A 24,254-nucleotide genomic window follows, 5' to 3' on the forward strand; every position below is an offset into this window, starting at 1 on the left:
CGGCACGGGATCTCCCGTGCGCCCGCCGGAGGCTGACGTGGCCGCGCCGGTGTCCGCCCGTTCGGCTGCGGCGGCGGCCGTCGCGGTGGCCCGGGAGCACGGGGTGCGGGTGCGGGAGCCGGTGGTGCTCAACGACTCGTTCAACGTGCGCGTCCATCTGCGCCCCGCGCCCGTCGTGGCCAGGGTGCCCACGGTCACCGCGCTCGGACGGGCGCGCCCGGAGGAGGCCCTGGCCCGCGAGCTCGACGACCCGACCGGCGAGACCCGCTGACCGTCAGACGCGGAAGACGCGGAGCTGGAGTGCCAGGGTCGTGTAGTAGCCGACCAGGGTGGTCAGCTCGAAGAGCTCGCGTTCCCCCAGCACCGCGTACTCCTCGTCGTCCAGGTCGCCCTTGGTGACCAGGGCGCGGGCGACGCGGAGCACGGCCCGCTCCCCCTGGTCGTCCAGCTCGGGGGTGTCGCCGGCGCGCAGGGCGGCCAGCTGCTCCTCGGTGAGGCCCAGGTCGCGGGCGATCGGCTCGTGGGCGGACTGTTCGAAGGCGCTGTCCTGGTGGCCGGCCACCACGAGGATCGCCAGCTCCCTGGCCCGGTCGGTGAGCGTGGAGCGGTAGCGGATGGCCGCCCCGAGCTGCTGCAGCGGGTCGCCGACCGGCGGGCTGAGGAGCATGGCGTTGAACGGCCCGGTGAGCCCGCCGTGCTCGTCCACCATGAACCGGCCGCGCGGCCCCGAGGTGATGCCGTCATAGAGCGTCTTCGCCTCGGGGCCGAGTTCGTGCGGTGGTGTACGTCGCAGGCGTGCCATGCCGCGATCGTAACGGGCCCCTTCGGTCAGGCGGGGGTCAGCCAGACCGTGGTGTCAGCGGGCAGCAGGCCGTCGTCCAGCGGGCCGCTGGACAGCAGCACGCGGCCCTCGGGGAGCGGCACCGGGGCGGCGCTCAGGTTCGTGACGCTGGTCAGGCCCGAGTCGCGGGTGAAGGCCAGCACCTCCTCCCCCATCGGCAGCCAGGTCAGCGTCCCGTCGCCGAGCAGCTCGCGGCGGATGCCGAGCGCCGAGCGGTAGAGGTTGAGCATCGAGCCGAGGTCCGTACGCTGTGCCTCGGCGGTCAGCTTCCGCCAGCTCTCCGGCTGCGGCAGCCACGGCGTGCCCGTGCCGAACCCGAACGGCGGCTCCTCCCCCGACCAGGGCAGCGGGATGCGGCAGCCGTCGCGGCCCGGGTTCGTGCCGCCCGAGCGGGCGTACATGGGGTCCTGGCGCACCTCGTCCGGCAGGTCCTCCACCTCGGGCAGTCCCAGCTCCTCGCCCTGATAGACGTAGACGGAGCCGGGCAGCGCCATCGCGAGCAGCGCGGCGGCACGGGCGCGGCGGTAGCCGAGCTCCAGGTCCGTCGGGCTGCCGTGCAGGGCGCCGCCGTGGGCGAACGAGGTGTCGGCGCGGCCGTACCTGGTGACCGGCCTGGTCACGTCGTGGTTGGAGAGCACCCACGTCGGCGGGGCGCCGATCGGGGTGTGCGTGGCCAGCGTCAGGTCGATGGACCTGCGCAGGTCGCGCGGGTCCCACGCGCAGGACAGGAAGTCGAAGTTGAAGGCGGTGTGCAGCTCGTCGGGGCGCAGGTAGCGGGCGAAGCGCTCCTGGTCGGGCAGCCAGACCTCGCCGATGAGGATGCGCTCGCCGTACTCGTCGGCCACCTCGCGCCAGCGGCGGTAGACGTCGTGGACCTCGTCGAGGTCCTCGTACGCCGTGTCCGACTTGATGAGCAGCGCCGCCGAGTCGATGCGGAAGCCGTCCGCCCCGCGCTCGAACCAGAACCGCAGCACGTCCTCGAACTCCCGGTGCACCTCGGGGTTCGTCCAGTTGAGGTCGGGCTGCTCGGGGGCGAACAGGTGCAGGTACCACTGCCCGTCGGGCACCTGCGTCCAGGCCGAGCCGCCGAAGATCGACTGCCAGTCGTTGAGCGGCTCGTCGGCGAACCAGAACCGGTCGCGCGCCGCCGGGTCCGCCAGCGCCTCCTTGAACCAGGCGCTCTCGGTCGAACTGTGGTTGGGCACCACGTCGATGATGACCTTGATGTCGAGCTCGTGCGCCTCCTCGATGAACCGCTCGGCCTCGTCCAGCGTCCCGAAGACCGGCTCGATGTCGCGGTAGTCGGCCACATCGTAGCCGCCGTCGGCCATCGGCGACGGATACCACGGGTTGAGCCAGATGGCGTCGATCCCGAGCTCTTTCAGGTACGGCAGGCGGGAGCGCAGGCCGGCGAGATCGCCGACGCCGTCGCCGTTCCCGTCGGCGAAACTCCGCAGGTAGACCTGGTAGATCGCGGCCCCCCGCCACCACGTTTGCGACATGCGCTCATCCCTTGATGCTTCCGGCGGTCAGGCCCGCCATGATGTGCCGTTGGAAGATGAAGAAAACGATGACCATGGGGATGCTGGTGATCAGCAGCCCGCCCATGACCTGGTTCTGGGTGACGGCTCCGGCCGTCTGCGACAGGCCCACGCTGATCGTCATCTTGTCGCTGTCCGTCATGACCAGCAGCGGCCAGACGAAGTCCTTGAACGAGGTGACGATCGTGAAGATGGAGACCACACCCAGGATGGGCCGGGAGACCGGCAGGACCACAGAACGCAGGATCCGCACCGCCCCCGCCCCGTCGATCTGCGCCGCCTCGATCAGCTCCCTGGGGATCGAGTCGAAGAAGCGCTTGAGCAGGAAGATGTTGAAGCCGTTGGCGGCGGCCGGCAGCCACAGCGCCCACGGGTTGTTGAGCAGGCCGAGGTCGACGACCGTGACGTACAGCGGGATCAGCACCACCATCGCCGGGATCATCAGCGTGGCGAGCATCATGCCGAGGATGACGTTGCCGAACATCGGCCGCAGCTTCGACAGCGCGTACGCCGCCGACACGTCCACGGCCATGCAGACCACCCAGCCGCCGAGCGAGTAGTAGGCGGTGTTGGCCAGCAGCGTCCCGATGTCGAACAGGTCCCACGCTTCGAAGAACGCCTCGGGCGACGGGTCGGCCGGGAAGAGCGTGGGCGGCATCTGCGCCAGCTCCTCCGGCGTCTTCAGCGCGCCGGTCGCCATCCAGTACAGCGGGAAGACGAACGCCAGCGTGAACAGTACGAGCACCGCGACCAGCACCAGCCAGTAGATGCGCCGGCCCCACCTGCTGTTGAGCTGGTGCGGCGAGACGATCGTGCGGAACTGCACCTCGATCGGCTTCGGCGCGCGCTTCCTGCCCCGGGCGCGGCGGGCGGCCGCCCCGGCTCCGACGGAGATCACGCCTTGTCCTCCCTGGTCAGACGGAGCTGGAAGGCGGCGAAGACGAGCAGCACGAGCATCAGCATCATGCCGAGCGCCCCCGCCGAGCCGTAGTCCTGCAACGTGAAGGCGTTCTGGAACATCAGGTACGCCACCGTGACCGTCGCGTTCTCCGGCCCGCCGCCGGTCAGCATGTACGGCTCGATGAACACCTGCATGGTGGCCACGATCTGCAGCATCAGCATGAGCAGCAGGATCAGCCGGGTCTGCGGGATCGTGACGTGCCTGATCCGCTTCCAGATGCCGGCGCCGTCGAGCTCGGCCGCCTCGTACAGCTCGGGCGGGATGTTCTGCAGCGCGGCCAGGTAAATTAGCGTCGCGCTGCCCATGTTCATCCAGGTCGAGACGATGACCAGGGAGATCAGCGCGGTGGCGGAGCTGTCGAGCCAGGCGAGGCCGGGCAGGCCGAAGAAGTCGAGCACCTGGTTGAACAGCCCGGGCCCCGGGTCGTAGAACCACCGGAACAGCAGCACCGCCACGATCGGCGGCAGCATGACCGGCAGGTAGACCACGAACCGCAGGTAGGCCCGGGCGTGGCGCAGCTCGTTCAGGACGAGCGCGACGACGAACGGCACGGCGTAGCCGCACAGCAGGGCGAGGAGCGTGAACTCCAGGGTGTTGAGCCAGGCTTCGCCGAAGGCCGGGTCGAGGAAGGCCGTCGTGAAGTTCTGCAGCCCGACCCAGATCGGCTCGTTGATCAGGTCGGTCTTCTGGAAGCTCAGGATGAACTCCCTGACCATGGGATACCAGGCGAACACCGTGAAGCAGAACAGCGCCGCGCACAAGAACCCGTAGGCCGTCAGGTTGCGCCTCAAGATCTGCATGGAGGTCAGCCCTTGGCCGCCAGCAGCGAGTTGACCTTCGACTCGGCGTCGGCGAGCAGCTGGTCGATGTCGGCGTCCTTACGGCTCAGCACGCCCGACATCGGCACGTCGAGGACGGCGTACAGCTCCTGGGCGTGCGCCGGCTCGGCCTTGGGCGGGACGGTGCCGGCGGCCTTGACGTAGGAGTCGTAGTTGGCGACCGGCAGCGTCGCGTTCTTCACCCGGTCCGCCTGGAGCGCCTGGCCGGTGGGCGAGTCGCCGTACACCGCGTTGTCGGGCACGCCGACCGGGTTGCCGATGCTCTTGCCGCGGGCGAAGTCGAAGCGGCCCTTGCCGACGGTGTTGTAGCGGAAGTCGAGCCACTCGATCGCGGCCTTGGCCTCCTCAGGGGTCGCCTTCGGGTTGATCATGAACGCCTCGCCGCCGCTCAGCGACGCCTTGGCCTCGGGGAAGCCGGTGATGCCGTAGTCGTCGACGTTGCCCTTGAACTTGGTGACGACGTCGGTCACGACGTCGGGGGCGCCGAGCATCATGCCGACCTTGCCGCTGCCCATGGCGACCATCAGCGACTCCCAGCCGACCAGGAGCCTGGTGCCCATGCTGTCGTCCGCCCAGCGCATGTCGTGCAGCGTCTGCAGCACGGCCTTGCCCTCGGGTGAGTTGAAGGCGGCGCTCTTGCCGTCGGGGGTCAGGATGTCGCCGCCGCGGCCGTACAGGGCCTGGGTGAAGTGCCAGCCGCCGGTGTTGCCGCCGGAGTACTCGCCGTAGCCGATGTGGCCGGCGCCCAGCCCGGCGATCTTCTTCGCGGCCTCGCGCACCTCGGCCCAGGTCTGCGGCGGGGCGTCGGGGTCGAGCCCGGCCTTGGTGAACAGCGCGCGGTTGTAGACCAGGCCCACGCTGTAGTGCACGTTGGGGACGCCGTAGACCTTGCCGTCCTTGGTGAGCAGCTCCTTGTGGTCGGCGCGCAGGTCGTTCCAGTTCTTGATCAGGTTCGTGTACGGCGTGATGTCGAGCGCCTGGCCCTTGGAGATCACATCGGCGTAGTTCGTCATCGGCACCATGAACGCCGTCTCCATCTGGCCGCCCGCCAGCTTGGGTCCGAACGTCTTGGGGTCGAAGCACGGCTGCTGGTCCGTGCTCTTGACCGTCACGCCGGGGTGTTCCTTCATGAACGTCGCCACGTCGTCGTCCCACGCCTGGCGTTCCTTGGGCGCGGACTTCGCCGGCTGGCAGGCCACCGTGATCGACACGGCCTTGGCGCCGCCGGCGGACGGGGTGGCGGGCTCGCCGCCCGAGCCGCATGCGGTGGCCGTGAGGCTCAGCGCGGTTACGAGCAGGAGTCCGGTGGATCTCTGCATGGTCTGACCCTTCTTGATGCGAGGTGCCCACACCATAGGTTCCTCGACCGAAGGGCGCAAGATTTCGACTTCAAGTTGCAAGATAACGACTGCATCACATGACAGGTCAGTCCTTGGCGCGGGCCGTGGAGGCGCGGACGACCAGCTCGGGCTCGAACAGCAGCTCGTCGGCCGGGACGACGGCCTTGTCGATCTGCGCGACCAGCAGGTCGACCGCCGCCCGCCCCATGGCGTCGATGGGCTGGCGGACGGTGGTGAGCGGCGGCTCGGTGCAGTTCATCAGGGCCGAGTCGTCGAAGCCGATGACCGAGATGTCGGCGGGCACGGCGAGCCCCGCACGGCGCGCGGCGCGTACGGTGCCGAGCGCGAGCAGGTCGCTGGCGCAGATGACGCCGGTGACCCCGCGCCTGACCAGCCGCGCGGCGGCGGCGTGCCCGCCTTCGAGCGAGAACATCGTGTGCTCGACCAGCTCGGCGTCGCCGCCCGACGCGAGGAACGTCTCCAGCTTGCGCCGCGACGGCATGTGGTCCTTCGGCCCGAGCACCATGCCGATGCGCTCGTGCCCGAGGGCGCGCAGGTGGGCGACGGCCATCTCGGCGGCCACCACGTCGTCGCAGGAGACCTGGGGGAAGTCGAGGCGCTCGACGGCGGCGTTGACCAGCACGGTGGGCAGCCTGCGCTCGTGCAGCAGCTCGTAGTGTCCGTGGGAGGCGTCGGCCTGGGCGTACAGGCCGCCGGCGAAGACGACGCCGCTGACCTGCTGCTGGAGCAGGAGATCGACGTAGTCGGCCTCGGAGACGCCGCCGACCGTGCGGGTGCACAGCACCGAGGTGAACCCCTGCTGGGCCAGCGCCCCGCCGACGACCTCGGCGAAGGCGGGGAAGATCGGGTTCTGCAGCTCGGGGAGCACCAGGCCGACCAGCCTGGCGCGGTCGCCGCGCAGCTGGGTGGGGCGTTCGTAGCCGAGCACGTCGAGCGCCGTCAGCACCGCCTCGCGGGTCGCGTCGGACACGCCGGGCTTGCCGTTGAGCACGCGGCTCACCGTCGCCTCGCTCACTCCGACTTTCTTGGCCACCTCTGCGAGTCGTCGAGTCATGCGCAAACTATACGGCCTTCAGCGCAAGCGCTTGCAACGGCTTACGTAGACCGTACGTCGTGCCTTGCGCGGCCCTCACGGCGGCTTCCCGCCTGCAAGGGTGCGCTGACCAGCGCTGCTTGGCGGAATTCGACAGCGTGAGTCAGTTCATCGTTTGCGCAATGTCGTCGAAATATTGCGGCCATCTGCTCGACATCTTATGGTTCGGCCATCCGCCCCACCCTCGAAGGGCCACCCCTCATGAGAGCACTGTCAGCCGCCCTCACGTTACTCACCGCGCTCCTCGTCGTCCCCCATCCGGCCGCTCAAGCCGCTTCTGAGAGCAACCTCGCCGCCGGCCGGCCCGCCACCGCCAGCAGCCACACCGACGTCTACCGGCCCGCCAACGTCACCGACGGGAACCAGGCCACCTACTGGGAGTCGGCCGGCAACGCCTTCCCGCAGTGGATCCAGGTCGACCTCGGCGCCACGGCCGCCCTCTCCCGCCTGGTGCTCAAGCTCCCCGGCGGCTGGCCGAACCGTACGCAGACGCTCGCCGTCCAGACCGGCACGAACGGCACCGCCTTCACCACCGTCGTGCCCCAGACGACCTACGCCGTCAACCCGGCCACCACGATCACCCTCCCCGCCGGCACGACCGCCCGCCACGTGCGCCTGCACATCACGGCCAACAGCGGCTGGCCCGCCGGGCAGCTCTCCGAGCTGGAGGTCTGGGGCGCCGCTCCCGGCACCCCGCAGGACGGCGCCAACCTCGCGCTCGGCAAGACGATGACCGGGTCGTCGCACACGCACACGTACGTCGCCGCGAACGCCAACGACGACAACCTCAGCACCTACTGGGAGAGCGCCGCCTACCCTGCCACGCTCGCCGCCCAGCTCGGCGCCGACGCCACGCTGACCTCCATCACCCTCAAGCTCAACCCCGACGCCGTCTGGGCCCGCCGTACCCAGACGCTCACCGTCCAGGGCCGCGCCCAGGGCGCCACCGCCTTCACCACCCTCGTCCCCCAGGCCGCCTACACCTTCGACCCGGCCACCGGCAACAGCGTCACGATCCCGGTGAGCGGCCGGGCGGCCGACGTCCGCCTCCAGGTCACGGCCAACACCGGCGCGCCGGGCGGGCAGATCGCCGAGTTCCAGATCTTCGGCACGCCCGCGCCCAACCCCGACCTCACCGTCACCGGCCTGACCTCCTCACCCGCCTCGCCGGTCGAGACCGACGACGTACGGCTGTCGGCGACGGTCAGGAACGCGGGCAGCACCGGCTCCGCCGCGACCTCCGTGACCTTCTACGCGGGCGACACCGAGGTCGGCACCGCCGCCGTGGGCGCGCTGGCCGCCGGAGCCTCCGCGACCGTGTCGGCGGACATCGGCGCGCGGGAGGCGGGGACGTACGAGCTGTCGGCCAAGGTGGACGAGGACGGCGAGGTCCCCGAGCAGAACGAGGCCAACAACACCGCCACAGGCACCCTCACGGTCCGGCCGGTCGACACAGCCGACCTCATCGCCTCCCCCGTCTCCTGGACGCCGGGCAACCCGGCGGCGGGCGGCACGGTGACGTTCTCGGTCGCCGTCAAGAACCAGGGCACCGTCGCCTCCGGCGGCGGCTCCCACGGCATCACGCTCACCGTCGCCGACGCGTCGGGCACCGTCGTCAGGACGCTGACCGGCTCCGTGAGCGGCACGATCGCCCCCGGCGCCACCACGAACCCCGTCAATCTGGGCACATGGACGGCGGCCGACGGCAGGTACACGGTCAGGACCGTGCTCGCCGCCGACGCCAACGAACTGCCGGTCAAGCGGGACAACAACACCAGCACGCTGCCGCTGTTCGTCGGGCGGGGCGCGAACATGCCGTACGACACGTACGAGGCCGAGGACGGGGCCATCGGCGGCGGCGCCACCCGCGTCGGACCGAGCAGGGAGATCGGCACGATCGCCGGCGAGGCGTCGGGACGGCGCGCGGTGACGCTCAATCAGACCGGCGCGTACGTCGAGTTCACCGCGAAGGCCCCCACGAACACCCTGGTCACCCGCTTCTCGATCCCCGACGCGCCGGGCGGAGGCGGCATCGACACCACGCTCAACGTCTACGTGGACGGCACGTTCCGCAAGGCCATCCCCCTGACCTCGCGTCACGCCTGGTTGTACGGCCCCGAGGACAGCCCGACGAACAACCCGGGCGCCGGCCCGCCCCGCCACATCTACGACGAGGCGAACCTGATGCTCGGCACGACCGTCCCGGCGGGGAGCAGGATCAGGCTGCAGAAGGACGCGGCCAACTCCTCGACGTACGCGATCGACTTCGTGGACTTCGAACAGGTCGCGCAGGTGCCCAACCCGGACCCGGCGAAGTTCGCCGTACCGGCCGGCTTCACCCACCAGGACGTGCAGAACGCCCTGGACCGCGCCCGCATGGACACGAACCTGACCGGCGTCTACCTCCCCGCGGGCGACTACCAGACGAGCGGCAAGTTCCAGGTGTACGGCAAGGCGATCAGGGTCGTCGGGGCGGGACCGTGGTTCACCCGCTTCCACGCGCCCGCCGGGCAGCAGAACACCGACGTCGGCTTCCGCGCCGACGCCACCGCCAACGGCTCGTCGTTCACCGGCTTCGCCTACTTCGGCAACTACGTGGACCGCATCAACGGCCCCGGCAAGGTCTTCGACCTCACCAACGTCGCGAACCTCACCATCGACGACATCTGGGTCGAGCACCAGGTCTGCCTGTTGTGGGGCACGAACGTGGACAACCTGACCATCAAGAACTCCAGGATCAGGAACGTGTTCGCCGACGGCCTGAACCTCACCAACGGCAGCACCGGCAACCGCGTCAGCAACATCGAGACCAGGTCAACGGGCGACGACAGCTTCGCGCTGTTCTCGGCCACCGACAACAACCCGGGCGAGCAGTTCGGCAACGTCTACGAGAACCTGACCTCGCTGCTGACCTGGCGGGCGGCCGGCCTCGCGGTCTATGGCGGCTACGACAACACCTTCAGGAACATCTACGTGGCGGACACGCTGGTGTACTCGGGCGTCACGATCTCCTCGCTGGACTTCGGCTACCCGATGCACGGCTTCGGCGCGAGCCCGCCGACGAGGTTCGACAACATCTCGCTGGTCAGGGCCGGTGGTCACTTCTGGGGGCAGCAGACGTTCCCGGCGATGTGGCTGTTCTCCTCCTCGAAGGTGTTCCAGGGCATCCGCGTCAGCAACCTGGACATCGTGGACCCGACGTACAGCGGGATCATGTTCCAGACCGGCTACCAGAACCCGAGCACGCCGCTCAACCCCGTGCAGGACACGGTCTTCACGAACGTGTCGATCAGCGGGGCCAGGAAGAGCGGTGACGCCTTCGACGCCAAGTCCGGCTTCGGGATCTGGGTGAACGAGCTGCCCGAGCCGGGTCAGGGCCCGGCGATCGGGTCGGCCACCTTCAACGGTCTGCGCTTCAGCGACAACCACCAGAACGTCAGGAACACGACCTCGACGTTCACCCTCACCATCGACTAGAGCTCGGCCCTGGTGGGCATGCCCTGCCAGTCGCTCACGCTGGTCACCGCGGCGGCGCTCAGCAGCGCCCCGCGGTGCAGGCGTTCCTGCGGGGTGAGTCCGTCGAGCGCGGCACTGATGTAGCCGGCGGCGAACGCCTCGCCCGCGCCGCAGGTGTCCACGATCGGCACCTGCCAGCCCTGGACGTCGTAGCGCATGCGGTCGGCGCGCACGCTCGCGCCCTTCGCGCCCCGGTCCACGATGACCTCGCGCTCGGGGGTGAGGGCGGGCTTGACCAGGTCGAGCTCGTCCTGGCGGAGGAAGAGCAGGTGGGAGGCGCGGGCCAGCTCCCCGAGCACCTCTTCTGCCTCGCGTACGGACGGCCACAGCTCGGGGACGTACTCGACGGCGAAGGAGATCATCACCCCGGCGTTGCGCGCCGCGTTGACGGCCGTACGCACGGCCTCGAGCGGGTCCCTGCCCAGAGCGGCGGTGATGCCCGTCACGTGCACCATCTTCGCGGCGCCGATCCGGTCGATCGGGACGTTGCCCGGCGCGAGCAGCGAACCCGCCGAGCCCGCGCGGTAGTGGGAGACGCCCGTCGGCCTGGCCACGCGGGTGTCGCGGAGCAGCATCCCCGTGCGCGTGCCGGCCACCACCCGCGTGTCGGCGACGTCCACGCCCTCGCCCCGCAGCACGGTCAGCGCCCTGGCCCCCAGCTCGTCCTCGCCGACCTTGCCCAGGTAGGCGCAGTCGTGGCCGAGCCTGGCGAGTGCGACGGCGAGGGTGAACTCGGGACCGCAGACGTCCAGCCTGGCCTCGCTCTCATGGCGGACTCTGCCGCTGGAGACGACCCCCAGTGGCTCTCCCAGGGTGTAGACGTCCGTCATGGCGCCAGAGCGTAGTCGATCACGTGTCCTAAATCCCATTTTTCCGCATAAGTCCTGGTTAAAGCTTGATCGAATTTTTTCCGGAACTTTGGCCCAACCTTTTCCCGATCCCGTGCCTCAAAGTAGTAGAGGGAGCGCGGCACCCCCAGGCCACGCTCTGAAGTCAATACGGGGAGAGGAATCAGCACCCTCATGAAGAAGTTCGCAGTAGGCATCCTGACCGCCATGGTCGGCGGCACCATGTTGGTTTCGGGCGCGGGCGTCGCTTCGGCGTCCACCGCCGCGAGGCCCCACACCAAGCTCTACATCAAGGACGTCAGCCCGAACCCGGTCCTGGTCAAGGAGGGCGCCGAGACCACGGCGCACTTCAACGTCCTCGCCAGCCGCAACGTCGAGCGCGTCGAGCTCAGCGTCGCCCCCGCGGGCGTGCGCACGCTCGCCGCCAAGGACGTCAAGGGCCTCGAGGGCTGGCGCTTCAGCGCCGCCTTCAACGAGAACGACCCGCAGGGCAAGTGGAGGGCCACCGCCGTGGCCTTCGACCGCGACGGCAAGCGGATCGCCACGGACTCGGCGTACTTCTACGTCAAGCAGGTGAAGAGCAAGGACGACACCCGCATCTCGCGCTTCTACGCCAGCCCCGGCAAGGTGCGCAAGGGCAAGTCCATCACCTTCACCGGTCGTCTCGAGGCCCGCGACGGCCGTGACTGGGACGGCGTCCGCAACGAGCGGGTGAACATTTACTACAAGGCCTTCGGCTCCAGCACCTGGAAGTGGGTCGCCACCGACCGTACGTCGTGGGGTGGCAAGTTCTACGCCAAGACCCGCGCGTACAAGAGCGGCTCCTTCCGCGCCGTCTTCAGCGGCGACCGCCGTCTCGAGGACACCAAGAGCCGTACCGACTACGTGCGCGTCTACACCTGGCACCGTCACTGACCACCTGGGCAGGGCCTGAAGGTCCCGCTCATGTGATCCAGGCCGAGAAGCCCGGTCCCCCTCGTGGGGCCGGGCTTCCGGCTTTTTTACCGTCCGGGAGGTTTAGCGATCTTGGTTTCGCCGCATGGGACCACCCATTGCGACGGCCGACCCCTGAAGGAGCTCCCCGGATGCCGCACCCCGTGATCGCCCTCGTCCTGAGCATCACGAGCGCCCTGGGAGCGGCACCCTCACCTGAGGTGTCCGTACGCTATGAGCAGCCCTCCTCCAACCGCGCCGAGCAGGCAGAACGGCTGCTGAAGAAGAGCGAGGCGCTCAAGACCGACATCATGCCGCCGCGCGAGGTGAAGGTCGTCGCCCGCGACTGCGACTCCCCTGAGGCCACCTGGAGCTCCGGCGAGCGCCGCATCACCATCTGCTACTCGCTGGTCGACAAGGTGCACCGCACGATCAAGGGCATCTCCGAGACCGAGGAGGCCGACGCGAAGGCCACCGGTGCCCGCACCGACGGCGCGCTCGCCATGCTCTTCCACCGCCAGCTCGGCCACGCGCTCACCACCCTCAACGGCCTGCCCGACAGCGTCGGGCAGGCCGACCAGTTCGCCGCGCTCACGCTGCTCGCCGACGACCCCGAGCACGTCGTGGCCGCCGCCGAGGCCCGCCACCTGCTCGCCGGCCACGACGGCGCCGAGCACCTGGAGGGCATGAAGGAGTCGGCCACGTTCGCCTGCCTGCTCTACGGCTCCGACCCGGCCAAGTACGCCCCCATCGCCAAGGGCGGCTGGGTGCCGCCGGAGCGGGCGCCCTCCTGCCCCGCCGAGTACGAGCGGGTCAGGTCGGCCATCGGGGGCGCCGTCCGTACCGGGCCGTGAATCGTCGGATCTGACGGGTAGCGTCCCCGGTATGTCCGAGGACCTGCTCAGAGACGTCAACCCGTTCGACATCTTCGACGCCGAGGCCGCCAGGCTCGACCGCTTCTTCTCCGGCCTCGACGAGGCCGGCTGGGCGCGGCCGTCGCGATGCTCCGGCTGGTCGGTCCGCGACGTGCTCGCGCACCTCGCGGGCGAGGAGCTCTACAACCACGCCTGCCTCGACGGGACCGTCCCGGACCTCATGGCGCGGCTGGCCACCGAGGGCGTGAGCGACTACAACGACTTCAACGAGCTGTCCGTACGCCAGCGCAGGAGCCTGCCCATCGGGCAGGTGCTGGAGGAGTGGCGCACCAAGAACGGCGAGACTCGGGCGCGCATGCGGGCACTGGGTTACGACGGCACCCTCGACACCCTGGCCGGGCCCTACCCGGTGGGCCACCAGACCTTCCACTACGACTCCGAGTACGCCACCCACGCCGACGACGTGGGCGCGCCCGTCTCGTCCGACGAGGCCGCCGGGCGGACGGCGTGGCGGGTGGCGGTGGGCCGCTTCGTCCTGGCCGAGCAGGAGGCCAAGGTGCAGGTGGAGCCCGCTGACGGGCAGATCAGGGCGTCCGTGAACGGGGTCAGCGCGACGCTCCCATCCTCGGACTTCGTGGCGGCCACCGTGGGCCGGCTCCCCGCCGGCCACGACCTCGACCCACGGCTGGCGGCCGCCCTGCGCTGCCTGGCCTGAACCCTTACTCGGAGAGGACGGATCCCATGTGGCTACGTGATCGCGAGGGCACCGAGCCGGTGACGGCCCGCAGCGCGCTGGGCGTGCGGCGGGTGCTGTCGATCGTCGCCTTGGTGCTGGGGGTGGTGGCTGCGGTGTTCTTCGCCGTCCAGGCCATGCGGACGGGCGAACAGGTGTGGGTGTGGGAGGCGGCGATCGCCGCCGCAGTGGCCGTCGTCGCGGCCGTCGACCTCCTGATCATCCGGCGCCGCCGGGAAACCCGCTGACCACCGCCTTCAGGGCCGCCCCCGGAACGCAGTGCGCCCGCGCGTCCCGGGATGGGGCCCTCGGGGCGCGCGGGCGTCAGTGCGATCTGTCCGGAAATTTCAGGACGTGGCGCGGCCATAGCGCTGCTTGAAGCGCTCGACGCGGCCGGCCGTGTCGAGGATGCGGCCCTTGCCCGTGTAGAAGGGGTGGCTCGCGGACGACACGTCCACGTCGATGACGGGGTAGGTCCTGCCGTCCTGCCACTCGACCGTCTTGTCGCTGGTCAGCGTGGAGCGGGTGAGGAAGGCGTAGCCGGCGCTCGGGTCGCGGAAGACGACCGGGCGGTACGCGGGGTGCAGGTTCTTCTTCATGCCCCCTGCAACCCGATGGCAACGGTTTTCATTCCCGAGCCTCAGGATCGAGCCCCAGCACCGCACGACCCCCGTCCACCGGCACCGTCACCCCGTTGACGAAGGACGCGTCGGCCGAGAGCAGATACGCCACGACGGACGCCACCTCGGCCGGCGTGGCGACCCGCCCCAGCGGATGCAGCCGGGCCAGCTCGGCCTCCACGGCCGCAGCCCCCTCGGGACCCTGCTCCGCCAGGAACCGCTCATACCGTTCGGTCGCCACCGAACCGGGCGCCACCGCGTTCACCCGGATGCCACGCCGCCCGTACTCCACGGCCAGCGCCCTGGTCAGCCCCTCCGTGGCGGCCTTGGCCGTCGCGTACGGCAGGCTGCCGGGCACGGGCCTGGCGGCCTGGTGCGAGGTGACGTTCACGATGGCGCCGGGAGTGCCGGCGGCCAGGAAGTGGCGTACGGCGGTCGCGCACCCCACCACCGCCAGATCGAGATTGGCCGCGATCAAGGCCCTGACCTCGGCGATCGGCGACGCGTCCACGGAGGCGTCACGGAAGATCGCCGCGTTGTTGACCCACCCAGCCAGCGTGCCCGACTCCTGCGCCAGGTCGGCGGCCCAGGCGGCGACCTCCTCGTCGGCCGCGTCCCCGATCACCGGCACGATCCGCCGGCCGTCCGCCCAGGACAACGCCTCCTTGTCACGTTCGACGGCGATCACGGTGGCCTCCTCGTCGCGCAGGAGCCTCTCGGCCACGGCCCTGCCGATGCCTCGTCCGCCACCAGTCACTACGTAGGAAATGCTCATAATGCTTACGCTATGCGGCCATTCGATCATTTGTAGTGCGCGTAGTGACACGCGTCACGCCATTCCCGCAATGCCCGCGAGAATGGCCGGGAATGCAGTAGTTCGCGATCAGCGGCGGGACGTTCCGCAAACGATTGATCGGCACACCGGCGATCAATCGGACGGCCGGCTACGGCGCGCTTCATTACACGCATCGACCGGCGGAGGGCGTACGGGAGAGGCGACCGCTTGAGTACGGTAGACGTGCAGCACGATCCCTCGGCCACCCCCTAGCCGGCAGGTCGAGTCGTACCGGCCCTTGTGACGGCGTCGGCCTCCGGAGAGGTCGAGACCCCCGCATCTGGGCGGTTTCGTAGGCTGCTGCCCGGCTCCGCCGTCGGCGGAACCGGCCATCCGCCCGCCACCGAACACGTAAGGTAGCCGCATGGATACCCCCACCGACGTCCTGCATCGCGTGTTCGGCTACGACTCCTTCCGCGAGGGCCAGCAGGAGATCATCGATCACGTGGTCGCCGGGGGTGACGCGCTCGTCCTGATGCCCACCGGCGGCGGCAAGTCGTTGTGCTACCAGATCCCCGCCCTGGTGCGCCGAGGCGTCGGCGTGGTCATCTCCCCCTTGATCGCCCTGATGCAGGACCAGGTGGACGCGCTCAGGGCGCTGGGCGTACGCGCCGGGTTCCTCAACTCGACGCAGGACTTCGACGAACGCCAGCTCGTCGAGTCGGAGTTCCTGGCCGGCGAGCTCGACCTGCTCTACCTCGCCCCCGAGCGGCTGCGTGTCGAGGCGACGCAGCGGCTGCTGGCCAAGGGCGACATCTCGGTGTTCGCGATCGACGAGGCACACTGCGTGGCGCAGTGGGGCCACGACTTCCGTCCCGACTATCTGGAGCTTTCCCGGCTGCACGAGCTGTGGCCGGAGGTGCCGCGCATCGCGCTCACCGCCACCGCCACGCCGGCCACCCACCGCGAGATCTCCTCCCGGCTCAACCTCGACCAGGCCCGCCACTTCGTGGCCAGCTTCGACCGCCCCAACATCCACTACCGCATCAGTGCCAAGAACGACCCCAAGCGGCAGCTGCTGGAGTTCCTGCGCACCGAGCACGACGGCGACTCCGGCATCGTCTACTGCCTGTCGCGCTCGTCCGTGGAGAAGATCGCCGAGTTCCTGGCCGACAACGGCATCGCCGCCGTCCCCTACCACGCGGGCCTCGACGCCCGCACCCGCGCCCACCACCAGGCCCGCTTCCTGCGCGAAGACGGGCTCGTGGTGGTGGCCACGATCGCGTTCGGCATGGGCATCGACAAGCCTGACGTGCGCTTCGTGGCCCACCTCGACCTGCCGAAGTCGGTGGAGGGCTACTACCAGGAGACCGGGCGGGCGGGGCGCGACGGGCTGCCGGCGACGGCGTGGATGGCGTACGGGCTGCAAGACGTCGTCCAGCACCGGCGCATGGCCATGGAGGGCGACGACGCCCACCGCCGCCGCCAGGTGCTCCACCTCGACGCGATGCTCGCGCTGTGCGAGACGGTCGGCTGCCGCCGCACGATGCTGCTCGACTACTTCGGCCAGGAGGGCTCGCAGCCCTGCGGCAACTGCGACACCTGCCAGGCTCCGCCCGAGTCGTGGGACGGCACGGTCCCCGCCCAGAAGGTGCTGTCCACCGTGCTGCGGCTGGCGCGGGAGCGGCGGCAGAAGTTCGGGGTGGGGCAGGTGGTCGACATCCTGCTCGGCAAGAAGACCGCCAAGGTGATCCAGCACGACCACGACACGCTGACGGTCTTCGGCGTGGGCACCGACCTGGGCAACGCGGAGTGGCACGGCGTCGTACGCCAGCTCCTCGCCCAGGGCCTGCTGGCGGTGGAGTCCGACTACGGCGCCCTGGTGCTCACCGACGCCAGCGCCGACGTGCTGCGCGGCCGGCGCGAGGTGCGGCTGCGCCGCGACACCCTCCGCCCGGACCGCGCCAAGGTGGCCGGCTCGGCGAAGTCCGCGAAGGCCGCCGTCGAGCTGCCCGCCGAAGCCGCCCCCCTCTTCGAACTCCTCCGCGCGTGGCGCGGCGCCACCGCCAAGGAGCAGGGCATCCCCGCCTACGTCATCTTCCACGACGCGACTCTCCGCGAGATCGCCACCGCCCGCCCCACGACCCTGGCAGAGCTGAGCAAGGTCAACGGCGTAGGCGAGAACAAACTCGCGAAGTACGGCGAACAAGTCCTGGAAGTCCTGCAGGAGGACACCCCCGCCCCGTAACCGCAAGCGCCCGGAAGCCATCCGGCTGCAACACTCCGGGACCGACCCCCCGCGCCGACCACCAGCACATCGCCCAGCCAACCCGAGTCGACCGCGGACAGTGACGTAAGGAGCGTCCAGGCACCGGAACCCGGCTGCACAACACCACCCCACACGTCGTACGATCACTTTGTACGGAAATGTCAAACCGCACACCGTGACGCGGCTCTTGGTACAACCCAGCGTCGTTCCGACCGATACGGTGAGAAGATCGGTTAAGGTATCCAGCCACGGCTGGAAGGCCACCCAAGCCACACCGTGCCGGGGGGACGGTAACCCGTCCGGCCTGAGTCCGCGAGGCGACCCCTTCGTCCACCGCGGACAGGCCGGCCAACGTGGTGGCGACGACCGTTCTTCGTGCGGCCGTCGCCACCACCACGAGCCCCTCCCAGCACCCACCGCGCCACGGCCTCCTCGAACGCCCAGCCGGCGAAACCCGCCACCTTGGGCCTTCGGAGCAGAGCCCACAAGCGCAACCTTCGGCCGGAACCCGCCCTCTCCTCACCCGTGGACGAAGCCACTGACGAAGACGCTGCAGCACGACGCCGTTGGCGAACGGCCTCAGCGCCGTTGGCGAACGGGCTCAACGTAGCTGGTGGAGGGCCTCGGTGCAGGTGTTCAGTGGAAGGGGATCCAGGTGGGGTCGCGGCCGAGGTAGGCGAGGAGGTGGTCCTGGGCGGGGGCGTGCGGAGGGACGGTGAGGGGTGGGGCGAAGCGGGCGGGCCGCTCCTGATTGGTGACGAACAGCCGGGCCAGGTCGAGCAGTTCTTCGGCCAGGAGAGGCGGAAGCGGGTGGCGTTCACCGCACGCCATGGCCACGTCCCAGCTGTGGACGGCGATCTCGATCGCGCCCACCGCAGCCACCATCGGACGGGTCAACCTGCGTCCGCCGACGGTGATGAGAGCATCCCCCGACAGAGCGACCCACTGCCCGAGCACCTCGGTGGCGCTATCCCTGAGCAGCAGAGCCGGGTTACGGAACCCGGACTCGCACTCATCCCCATGCCTGTCGTCAGACTCCATTCCGTGCACAAGCCTGTCGTCAGGCTCTATTCCGTGCACAAGCCTGTCGCCAGGCTCCATTCCGTGCACAAGCCTGTCGTCAGGCTCTATTCCGGGCGCAAGCCCAGGGCCTTGGCGAGGCGTCGGCTCGTAGCCGCGCACGGCACCCGACCCGCGCCCCTCTTCGAGCCCACCTTGGTGCGCAGGCTCCGAGCTGCGTCCGGCCCTCGGCCCGTATCCATGCGCTCCACCGAACCCGCGTCCGTCCCCAGGCCCACGCCTGTGCTCGTACCCGGATGGAGGGCCGGCCCCGAGCCCCGGCCCAAGCCCAGGGCCGAAGCCGGGGAGTGGGGTTGGCCGGTGGAGGGTGGGGGTCAGGGGTGGGCGCTCGTGTTCCTGGCTCTGGGGTGTGAGCGAGATAGAGGTACCTGCGGCTTCGGCGAGGGTTTGGAATGAGTCCGTCAGGTGGGTCAGTAGGCGGTGCAGGGTCCAGCCTGTGCAGGGGGTGGGGCGGCAGAGGGTGGCCGGGGTGACCAGGCGCAGGCTGCCGAGGGCGTACGTGATGGCTCTTTCCAGCAGTGCCACCCCTGCTTTCAGCGCCTGCTCATGCTCGCTCATATCGCCTCCTCATAGAGGGAGACCCGTGGCGAGGCGAGAACTCATCGGGGACCTGTCAGAGCGGGTCGTGCGCTGGGACGGAGCTGGAACCTTCTGTCGGGATTCGGAGTAGTGGGGGTGGGACGACGACGCGGACAGCGAGGTAGAGGAGGATCCGGTGAGAGTGTGGCGTGGGGTTGTGGGTGTTGTGGTCGCCATGGTGGCGGGTGGGTGTGCGGGGCAGGGCCCTGAACCCAAGGGTGAGGCTGGTGGTGGGCCTCCGGCTACGGGGGTGGTGGCGGAGAGTGGGGAGTCGGGGCGGGTGGCGGCTAGTCCGGCGCGGACTGGGGTGGGGTGTCAGGGGACGTCGGTGATGCTTGGTGAGGGGTTTCCGGAGGTGCGAGGGACCGCTCAGGGGGCTGAGTTGTGGGGGTTGTTGTTCGTGGCCGAGACTCCGTTGAAGCGTGGGGACGAGGTCAAGATCGTGTGGCGGATGACCGGGGAGGGGCCGCTGCAGGTTCGGGCAAGTCTGGGCGACGGTACTCAGGCCAAGCGGGTCTGGGGGCCTGAGGAGCATGGCGGGTCCACCTGGCGCAGGCCGGGGCAGGAGTGGGGCACTGGGTTCGTGTTCCCGAAGGCGGGGTGTTGGAAGGTCGAACTCAGCCGTACGCGTGGCTCAGGACATGTCTGGCTTCCGGTGGAATGACGCCCCGGCTCCGCCATTCCGGCCCACGGCCGACCGCTGATCAGGCCCCAGGTCCGTCATGGCAGGGGGCGGCTGATGCTCGACTGGCCGCCACAGTCCGGTGTGCGTCTCACGACGAAGCGTGGGTGATGCCCGATCGCCTCCGCGTCCTGGCGTGGAGCGCCGCCCCTTGGGTGATGGTCACTGTTCGTAGCGGATGTTGATTCTGTTACGACAGGGACTGGTCGATGAATGCGGTGACGTCGTCCAGCACCTCGTCCTTGTTCGTCTCGTTGAAGATCTCGTGCCGGGCGCCTGGGTAGATGCGTTCGGTCAGGTTTGTGCCACGGATGGCGGCTATGCCGGTGCGGGTGCCTTCCAGGGGGACCAGCTGGTCGTCCTCGCCATGGGCCCAGAGGGTGGGGAGGGGGCCGAGGGGGCCGGACCTGGTGATGACGTCGAGGATCGTGGCGAGGGCTTCGAGCGTGGTCCGCTTGAACGGGCCGTGCCAGACCAGCGGGTCGGCCGCGTACGTCTCCCCCACGGCCGGGTCACGGGACAGCGTGGCCGGGTCGATGGGCGTGTCGGGCGGCTCCGGGTAGGCCAGCAGCTGCGGCACGACCGCCCACTCCCCGAGCACCGGCCCCGACAGGACCAGCGCGGCCAGGCCGCTGCCGTAGCGCTGGGCGTAGCGGGCGGCGATGAGACCGCCCATGGAATGGCCGATCATCACCACCGGTACGTCCGGATGCGCCGCCCTGGCCTGCTCCTCGAGGGTGTGCACGTCGGCCACCACGTCCTCGTAGTTCGCGATGAGCACCCGGTCGCCCTCGGACCTGCCGTGGCCCATGTGGTCGAGCCCGTAGACGGCGGCGCCGTGGCGGACGAGCCGGTCGGCCACGTACTCGTATCGGCCGATGTGCTCGCCGTAGCCGTGCACCAGGAGGGCGACGTAGCGCGGCCGGTCGTTGGGCCATTCGCGGACGTGGTTGACGACTCGGGTGCCGGTGAAGGTGTACTCGCGCGACGCGGCCATGCCTACTCCCTGGGTGCTCACTCCTGGGTTCGGAGTGCGGTGAGCGTACGACGTCCGGCCTCCGCGATCAAATAACCGGGCGCGAGGTCCGAAAACTGCCGAGTTCCGGCGAGGCGGCGGTGTTGGGAAAGACATGGACATCGTGACGGACGAGCGGCTGGCGCGTGAGCTCGACGCGTACGGCTGCGCGCTGACCCCGCAGGTGCTCACTCCGGAGGAGTGCGCGCAGATCGCCGGCCTGTACGACGAACCCGGGCACTTCCGCGCCACCATCGACATGGAACGGCACCGCTTCGGCGCCGGACAGTACCGATATTTCGGGCACCCGATCCCTCCCCTGATCGCAGGGCTGAGGGCCGCGTTCTACGCCCGGTTGCTGCCGATCGCCAGGGATTGGGCGGCCCGGCTGGGGCAGCCCGCGCCCTGGCCGGACGATTTCGGTGAATGGCTGGACATGTGCCACCGTGCCGGCCAGACCAGGCCGACCCCGATCCTGCTCCGCTACCGCGAGAACGACTGGAACGCCCTGCACCGCGACCTCTACGGCGACCTGGTGTTCCCGCTGCAGGTGGTGATCGGGCTCGACCGGCCCGGTCACGACTACACGGGTGGCGAGTTCCTGCTGGTGGAGCAGCGGCCGCGGGCTCAGTCGCGGGGCACGGTGACGCTGCTGCCCCAGGGTCACGGGCTGGTCTTCACCACACGCGACCGGCCGGTGCGGTCGTCGCGCGGCTGGTCGGCCGCGCCGGTGCGGCACGGCGTCAGCACCGTACGCTCCGGCCTGCGCCACACCCTCGGCCTCGTCCTCCACGACGCCACATAAGTCCCCGTCACGCCTCACGCCAATGGGACGGACCCCACGAGGCCGAACCGGGCCGCTTCGCGGGGCCGCGCATAGCGACTCCAGGAGGCCACGCGAGCAGCTCAGCGAAGCCGAACAGGTTCACGAGCCGAGCAGGTTCACGAGCCGAGCAGGTTCACGAGCCGAGCAGGTTCACGAGCCGAGCAGGTTCACGAGCCGAGCAGGTTCACGAGCCCGAATGGGTCGCATGGGCCGTCCCCGGGAAGATGGGGCATGTGGTGCACGATTCCCCACCGAGCAACGACCCCAGATCAGGAAATATCGTGATCCCGCTACCGTTCCGAGAGATCGCCCCGGGTGCGGTGCACGTGCCTGGCTGGCTCAGCCTCGATCAGCAACGCCACCTCGTCCAGGCATGCCGGGAATGGGCGAAGGGCCCCGTGCCGATCCGGCACACCGTGCTGCCGGGCGGCGGCGTCATGTCCGTGCAGACGGTCTGCGTCGGCTGGCACTGGCAGCCCTACCGCTACACCCGCCTGGCCCACGACGTGAACGGCCGCCGGGTGGCGGAGTTCCCGGCGTGGCTCAAGGAGCTGGGCCGGCGGGCCCTGGCCGACGCGTACGGGAAGGAGACGCCGTACGACCCCGACACCGCCCTGATCAACTTCTACGACGGCCAGGCGCGGATGGGCATGCACCAGGACAAGGACGAGCGCGCGGACGCCCCCGTGGTCTCGCTCAGCATCGGCGACGCCTGCCTGTTCCGGTTCGGCAACACCGAGACGCGCGGCAAGCCGTACACCGACGTGCGGCTCGAATCGGGTGACCTGTTCGTGTTCGGCGGGCCGTCGCGGCTGGCCTATCACGGGGTGCCGAAGGTCTATCCGGGCACCGGCGACCCGGCCACGGGCCTGGCCGCCGGCCGGCTCAACCTCACGATGCGCGTCACCGGCCTGGGCTGACGCGCCCCCGCGTCACCGCAAGCAGGAGACGCAGCCGTGCGTAAGCGCAAGCGGGCGACGCAGTCTCACGTCAGCGCAAGCGAGCGACGCGCCCCCGCGTCCGCGCAAGCGGGCGACGCAGTCTCGCGCCAGCGCGGGCGGGAGACGCGCCTCCGCGTCAGCGCGGGCGGGTGACGCAGTCTCGCGTCACTGGGTTGCGGGGACGTAGCCGAACTCGTCGTCGGAGAAGCGGCGCCGCAGCGTGCGCAGCACCTTGGCGGTGTCGTCGTCGGGGCCCTCGACGTAGAACGGCCTGCCGTCGCGGCCGAACGTGATCGCCGGCTCCTCCTCCCACTTGCCCAGCACGTCGGCGCCGAGCGAGAACAGGTCGTTGGGCTCGAAGCCGAGCGACTGGGCGTAGTCGATGGAGCCGAACACCAGGTGCCTGGCCAGCTCGATCGGGGCCTCCTGCCAGCCGGCGTATTCGCCGAAGAAGTATTCGCGGAAGCGCGCGAGGTCGCGGTCGTCGAGCACGTCGGGGCCGATGACGGCCTTGACGCCCTGGCAGTAGACGTCGGCCAGGTAGCCGCAGACCGTCAGGCGGTCCCAGTTGTAGCGCCGGGCGACCAGCACGCACACGTTGCCGCCACCGCCGGAGCCGGGGGCCTCGTCGACCCAGCCGCGCGCGGAATCGACGCCGAGCCCCTCGCTCCAGCCGACGTTGATCCAGCAGCCCATCACCTCGGCCTCGCCGGGGCCGGTGGCCTGAGCGGTCTCCTCGGCGATGGCGCGCACCAGCGGCGCGACGACCGACGGCGAGACCTTGAGCGCCCGCGCGATCTGCTTGGGCGACATGCCCTGCTCGCGCAGCTCGCGTACCTGGTCCTTCAGTTCCATTGCGGCAGCCTACTGGACCTCGTCTGCGGTGAGGCGGCGGGCGAGCCAGGCAAGGGCAAGTGGATAGCGGTATTCGATGCCCCCGTGACCTGCGTCGAAGAGCTCGAAGGCGACCCGGTCGCCGGGCACGCCCGCCGCCTCCACCGCGCGGCGGAAGGCCACGGCGCCGAAGTCGAGGAAGTATTCGTCGCGGCGGCCCGCGTCGATCCAGACGGCCCGCAGGGAGCGCAGCGCCTCGGCGTGGCGCGGCTCGCCGGCCATCACGACCGGGTCGTGGGCGAGCCAGCGCTGCCACACCTCGGGCACGACCGCGCCGGTGTCGTCGAACGGCAGCCGCACGGTGCCGTCGTCGTCGGCGGAGTAGGCGGCCGCGTAGGCGTACATCTCCAGCAGCTCCAGGTCGCCGTCCTTCGTGCCGGCCAGCCGGCCGCGGAAGTCGGTGAGGAAGGCGTCGTAGGAGCCGTCGTACAGGTCGCGCAGCCGCCGCGCCAGCATCGGGAACGTGCGCCGCATGCTGACCTCGAACAGCGCGTCTCCGGCGTGGGTGGCCAGCGCGCCGAACACGTCGGGCGCCAGCATGGCGGTCACCATCGCGCCGTAGCCGCCGCTCGACTTGCCGGTGATCGCGCGGTGGTCGCGGTCGGCGAGCGTGCGGTAGTGGGCGTCGACGTAGGGGACGATCTCGTCGCGCAGGTAGGAGTGGTAGCGGCCGGTGGCGGGCGAGTCGAGATATTGGCTGCCGCCGAGCGAGGTCCAGGCGTCGACGTAGACGACGATCGCGGGCGGCACGTCGCCCGCCGCGAACAGGGCGTCGGTCAGCTCGGGGTAGGGCTGGCGGAACGGGGCCCTGTTGAACCACATCGCGACGTGGCCGGTGTAGCCGAGCAGGACGTAGATGGTCGGGTAGCGGCGGTCGGGCGCGTCGTCGTAGCCGGGCGGGACGTAGACGACCAGCGGCCGCTCGTGCGGGTCGCCGAGGGGGTTGCCGCGCAGCAGCGCGCTCTCGACGACGCGGTGGTCGAGGCGACCGGCGAGGTCGGCGGACCAGGGCAGCATACGGGCTCTCCTCGG

At 70.0% G+C, this 24,254-nt stretch carries 22 protein-coding genes and 1 pseudogene; 9 read left to right on the forward strand and 14 right to left on the reverse strand.

Annotation, left to right across the window (positions count from 1 at the left end; all coding sequences use genetic code 11):
- Nucleotides 1-16 precede the first annotated feature (16 nt).
- Nucleotides 17-271, forward strand: a complete 255-nt coding sequence (locus AB0K18_RS14985) for a hypothetical protein (protein ID WP_364914564.1) — start codon at nucleotides 17-19, stop codon at nucleotides 269-271.
- Nucleotides 272-274: 3 nt separating this feature from the next.
- Here the strand turns inward: AB0K18_RS14985 and AB0K18_RS14990 are convergent, their stop codons facing one another.
- The 6 genes from AB0K18_RS14990 to AB0K18_RS15015 all read right to left on the reverse strand — a co-directional run bounded on the left by AB0K18_RS14990 (nucleotide 275) and on the right by AB0K18_RS15015 (nucleotide 6,597).
- Nucleotides 275-802: a carboxymuconolactone decarboxylase family protein gene (locus tag AB0K18_RS14990; protein ID WP_364914565.1), complete on the reverse strand. Its 528-nt coding sequence runs from the start codon at nucleotides 800-802 to the stop codon at nucleotides 275-277.
- A gap of 26 nt (nucleotides 803-828) precedes the next feature.
- Nucleotides 829-2,343 carry a glycoside hydrolase family 13 protein gene (locus AB0K18_RS14995; protein WP_364914566.1) on the reverse strand — a complete coding sequence of 505 codons (1,515 nt, stop codon included), beginning with the start codon at nucleotides 2,341-2,343 and terminating at the stop codon, nucleotides 829-831.
- Nucleotides 2,344-2,347: 4 nt separating this feature from the next.
- Complete coding sequence (locus AB0K18_RS15000) at nucleotides 2,348-3,280, reverse strand: carbohydrate ABC transporter permease (protein WP_364378994.1); 933 nt, start codon at nucleotides 3,278-3,280, stop codon at nucleotides 2,348-2,350.
- The gene (locus AB0K18_RS15005) at nucleotides 3,277-4,143 is read right to left on the reverse strand and encodes a sugar ABC transporter permease (protein ID WP_364914567.1); all 867 of its coding nucleotides are present in this window, start codon (nucleotides 4,141-4,143) and stop codon (nucleotides 3,277-3,279) included. Before AB0K18_RS15005 ends, AB0K18_RS15000 begins: the two co-directional genes overlap by 4 nt.
- A 5-nt stretch (nucleotides 4,144-4,148) precedes the next feature.
- The gene (locus tag AB0K18_RS15010) at nucleotides 4,149-5,501 is read right to left on the reverse strand and encodes an extracellular solute-binding protein (RefSeq protein ID WP_364914568.1); all 1,353 of its coding nucleotides are present in this window, start codon (nucleotides 5,499-5,501) and stop codon (nucleotides 4,149-4,151) included.
- A gap of 106 nt (nucleotides 5,502-5,607) precedes the next feature.
- On the reverse strand, nucleotides 5,608-6,597 hold the full coding sequence (locus AB0K18_RS15015; protein ID WP_364914569.1) for a LacI family DNA-binding transcriptional regulator: 990 nt from the start codon (nucleotides 6,595-6,597) through the stop codon (nucleotides 5,608-5,610).
- A 240-nt stretch (nucleotides 6,598-6,837) separates the two neighbouring features.
- Between AB0K18_RS15015 and AB0K18_RS15020 the strand changes: the two genes are divergently transcribed.
- Complete coding sequence (locus AB0K18_RS15020) at nucleotides 6,838-10,113, forward strand: discoidin domain-containing protein (RefSeq protein ID WP_364914570.1); 3,276 nt, start codon at nucleotides 6,838-6,840, stop codon at nucleotides 10,111-10,113.
- Here the strand turns inward: AB0K18_RS15020 and AB0K18_RS15025 are convergent.
- On the reverse strand, nucleotides 10,110-10,982 hold the full coding sequence (locus AB0K18_RS15025; protein ID WP_355411865.1) for a sugar kinase: 873 nt from the start codon (nucleotides 10,980-10,982) through the stop codon (nucleotides 10,110-10,112). The genes AB0K18_RS15020 and AB0K18_RS15025 overlap by 4 nt on opposite strands.
- A gap of 192 nt (nucleotides 10,983-11,174) precedes the next feature.
- Here AB0K18_RS15025 and AB0K18_RS15030 point away from each other — a divergent pair, with 192 nt between their 5' ends.
- The 4 genes from AB0K18_RS15030 (at nucleotide 11,175) to AB0K18_RS15045 (ending at nucleotide 13,789) form a co-directional block, all read left to right on the forward strand.
- Nucleotides 11,175-11,915, forward strand: coding sequence for a hypothetical protein (locus AB0K18_RS15030; protein WP_364914571.1), 741 nt, complete (start codon nucleotides 11,175-11,177; stop codon nucleotides 11,913-11,915).
- A 170-nt stretch (nucleotides 11,916-12,085) separates the two neighbouring features.
- Entirely contained in the window at nucleotides 12,086-12,787 is a 702-nt protein-coding gene (locus AB0K18_RS15035; RefSeq protein ID WP_364914572.1) for a DUF4344 domain-containing metallopeptidase, read from the forward strand.
- A 31-nt stretch (nucleotides 12,788-12,818) separates the two neighbouring features.
- Nucleotides 12,819-13,523: a maleylpyruvate isomerase family mycothiol-dependent enzyme gene (locus AB0K18_RS15040; protein ID WP_364914573.1), complete on the forward strand. Its 705-nt coding sequence runs from the start codon at nucleotides 12,819-12,821 to the stop codon at nucleotides 13,521-13,523.
- Nucleotides 13,524-13,549: 26 nt separating this feature from the next.
- Complete coding sequence (locus tag AB0K18_RS15045) at nucleotides 13,550-13,789, forward strand: DUF6343 family protein (RefSeq protein ID WP_364914574.1); 240 nt, start codon at nucleotides 13,550-13,552, stop codon at nucleotides 13,787-13,789.
- 99 nt (nucleotides 13,790-13,888) lie between these two features.
- Here the strand turns inward: AB0K18_RS15045 and AB0K18_RS15050 are convergent, their stop codons facing one another.
- Nucleotides 13,889-14,140: a type B 50S ribosomal protein L31 gene (locus tag AB0K18_RS15050; protein WP_364914575.1), complete on the reverse strand. Its 252-nt coding sequence runs from the start codon at nucleotides 14,138-14,140 to the stop codon at nucleotides 13,889-13,891.
- Nucleotides 14,141-14,168: 28 nt separating this feature from the next.
- Nucleotides 14,169-14,966, reverse strand: coding sequence for an SDR family oxidoreductase (locus tag AB0K18_RS15055; RefSeq protein WP_364914576.1), 798 nt, complete (start codon nucleotides 14,964-14,966; stop codon nucleotides 14,169-14,171).
- 394 nt (nucleotides 14,967-15,360) lie between these two features.
- On the opposite strand from AB0K18_RS15055, the gene recQ reads away from it, so the two are divergent.
- On the forward strand, nucleotides 15,361-17,184 hold the full coding sequence (gene recQ, locus AB0K18_RS15060) for a DNA helicase RecQ (protein WP_364914577.1): 1,824 nt from the start codon (nucleotides 15,361-15,363) through the stop codon (nucleotides 17,182-17,184).
- A 657-nt stretch (nucleotides 17,185-17,841) separates the two neighbouring features.
- Here recQ and AB0K18_RS15065 read toward each other — a convergent pair.
- The 3 genes and pseudogenes from AB0K18_RS15065 to AB0K18_RS15075 all read right to left on the reverse strand — a co-directional run bounded on the left by AB0K18_RS15065 (nucleotide 17,842) and on the right by AB0K18_RS15075 (nucleotide 20,543).
- A complete protein-coding gene (locus AB0K18_RS15065) occupies nucleotides 17,842-18,246 on the reverse strand; it encodes a hypothetical protein (protein ID WP_364914664.1) in 405 nt (134 codons plus the stop codon).
- Nucleotides 18,247-18,660: 414 nt separating this feature from the next.
- Nucleotides 18,661-18,843 (reverse strand): annotated as a pseudogene (locus AB0K18_RS15070) (maleylpyruvate isomerase N-terminal domain-containing protein); the annotation flags it as partial.
- A gap of 893 nt (nucleotides 18,844-19,736) precedes the next feature.
- Nucleotides 19,737-20,543: a lysophospholipase gene (locus AB0K18_RS15075; protein ID WP_364914578.1), complete on the reverse strand. Its 807-nt coding sequence runs from the start codon at nucleotides 20,541-20,543 to the stop codon at nucleotides 19,737-19,739.
- Nucleotides 20,544-20,676: 133 nt separating this feature from the next.
- On the opposite strand from AB0K18_RS15075, the gene AB0K18_RS15080 reads away from it, so the two are divergent.
- Complete coding sequence (locus tag AB0K18_RS15080; RefSeq protein ID WP_364914579.1) at nucleotides 20,677-21,366, forward strand: 2OG-Fe(II) oxygenase; 690 nt, start codon at nucleotides 20,677-20,679, stop codon at nucleotides 21,364-21,366.
- A 299-nt stretch (nucleotides 21,367-21,665) separates the two neighbouring features.
- Entirely contained in the window at nucleotides 21,666-22,307 is a 642-nt protein-coding gene (locus AB0K18_RS15085; protein ID WP_364914661.1) for an alpha-ketoglutarate-dependent dioxygenase AlkB, read from the forward strand.
- Nucleotides 22,308-22,493: 186 nt separating this feature from the next.
- On the opposite strand, the gene AB0K18_RS15090 is transcribed toward AB0K18_RS15085, so the two are convergent.
- Together AB0K18_RS15090 and AB0K18_RS15095 are read right to left on the reverse strand one after the other, a co-directional pair.
- On the reverse strand, nucleotides 22,494-23,183 hold the full coding sequence (locus AB0K18_RS15090; RefSeq protein WP_364914580.1) for a helix-turn-helix domain-containing protein: 690 nt from the start codon (nucleotides 23,181-23,183) through the stop codon (nucleotides 22,494-22,496).
- Between the two features lie 9 nt (nucleotides 23,184-23,192).
- Nucleotides 23,193-24,239 (reverse strand): alpha/beta hydrolase-fold protein, encoded by a 1,047-nt coding sequence (locus AB0K18_RS15095; protein WP_364914581.1) that lies wholly within the window; start codon nucleotides 24,237-24,239, stop codon nucleotides 23,193-23,195.
- Between the last annotated feature and the right edge of the window lie 15 nt (nucleotides 24,240-24,254).

The organism is Nonomuraea sp. NPDC049421, from assembly GCF_040677005.1.
Taxonomy (GTDB): domain Bacteria; phylum Actinomycetota; class Actinomycetes; order Streptosporangiales; family Streptosporangiaceae; genus Nonomuraea; species Nonomuraea salmonea.

What these genes read in the sequence shown, in the direction of transcription:
- AB0K18_RS15005 (WP_364914567.1), bottom strand. Translation starts at nt 4,143, where the DNA reads ATGCAGATCTTGAGGCGCAACCTGACGGCCTACGGGTTCTTGTGCGCG.
- AB0K18_RS15040 (WP_364914573.1), top strand. Translation starts at nt 12,819, where the DNA reads ATGTCCGAGGACCTGCTCAGAGACGTCAACCCGTTCGACATCTTCGAC.
- AB0K18_RS15010 (WP_364914568.1), bottom strand. Translation starts at nt 5,501, where the DNA reads ATGCAGAGATCCACCGGACTCCTGCTCGTAACCGCGCTGAGCCTCACG.
- AB0K18_RS15015 (WP_364914569.1), bottom strand. Translation starts at nt 6,597, where the DNA reads ATGACTCGACGACTCGCAGAGGTGGCCAAGAAAGTCGGAGTGAGCGAG.
- AB0K18_RS15065 (WP_364914664.1), bottom strand. Translation starts at nt 18,246, where the DNA reads ATGGAGTCTGACGACAGGCATGGGGATGAGTGCGAGTCCGGGTTCCGT.
- recQ (WP_364914577.1), top strand. Translation starts at nt 15,361, where the DNA reads ATGGATACCCCCACCGACGTCCTGCATCGCGTGTTCGGCTACGACTCC.
- AB0K18_RS15080 (WP_364914579.1), top strand. Translation starts at nt 20,677, where the DNA reads ATGGACATCGTGACGGACGAGCGGCTGGCGCGTGAGCTCGACGCGTAC.
- AB0K18_RS14990 (WP_364914565.1), bottom strand. Translation starts at nt 802, where the DNA reads ATGGCACGCCTGCGACGTACACCACCGCACGAACTCGGCCCCGAGGCG.
- AB0K18_RS15045 (WP_364914574.1), top strand. Translation starts at nt 13,550, where the DNA reads ATGTGGCTACGTGATCGCGAGGGCACCGAGCCGGTGACGGCCCGCAGC.
- AB0K18_RS15050 (WP_364914575.1), bottom strand. Translation starts at nt 14,140, where the DNA reads ATGAAGAAGAACCTGCACCCCGCGTACCGCCCGGTCGTCTTCCGCGAC.
- AB0K18_RS15090 (WP_364914580.1), bottom strand. Translation starts at nt 23,183, where the DNA reads ATGGAACTGAAGGACCAGGTACGCGAGCTGCGCGAGCAGGGCATGTCG.
- AB0K18_RS15025 (WP_355411865.1), bottom strand. Translation starts at nt 10,982, where the DNA reads ATGACGGACGTCTACACCCTGGGAGAGCCACTGGGGGTCGTCTCCAGC.
- AB0K18_RS15055 (WP_364914576.1), bottom strand. Translation starts at nt 14,966, where the DNA reads ATGATCGAATGGCCGCATAGCGTAAGCATTATGAGCATTTCCTACGTA.
- AB0K18_RS15095 (WP_364914581.1), bottom strand. Translation starts at nt 24,239, where the DNA reads ATGCTGCCCTGGTCCGCCGACCTCGCCGGTCGCCTCGACCACCGCGTC.
- AB0K18_RS15035 (WP_364914572.1), top strand. Translation starts at nt 12,086, where the DNA reads ATGCCGCACCCCGTGATCGCCCTCGTCCTGAGCATCACGAGCGCCCTG.
- AB0K18_RS15075 (WP_364914578.1), bottom strand. Translation starts at nt 20,543, where the DNA reads ATGGCCGCGTCGCGCGAGTACACCTTCACCGGCACCCGAGTCGTCAAC.
- AB0K18_RS15030 (WP_364914571.1), top strand. Translation starts at nt 11,175, where the DNA reads ATGAAGAAGTTCGCAGTAGGCATCCTGACCGCCATGGTCGGCGGCACC.
- AB0K18_RS15020 (WP_364914570.1), top strand. Translation starts at nt 6,838, where the DNA reads ATGAGAGCACTGTCAGCCGCCCTCACGTTACTCACCGCGCTCCTCGTC.
- AB0K18_RS14995 (WP_364914566.1), bottom strand. Translation starts at nt 2,343, where the DNA reads ATGTCGCAAACGTGGTGGCGGGGGGCCGCGATCTACCAGGTCTACCTG.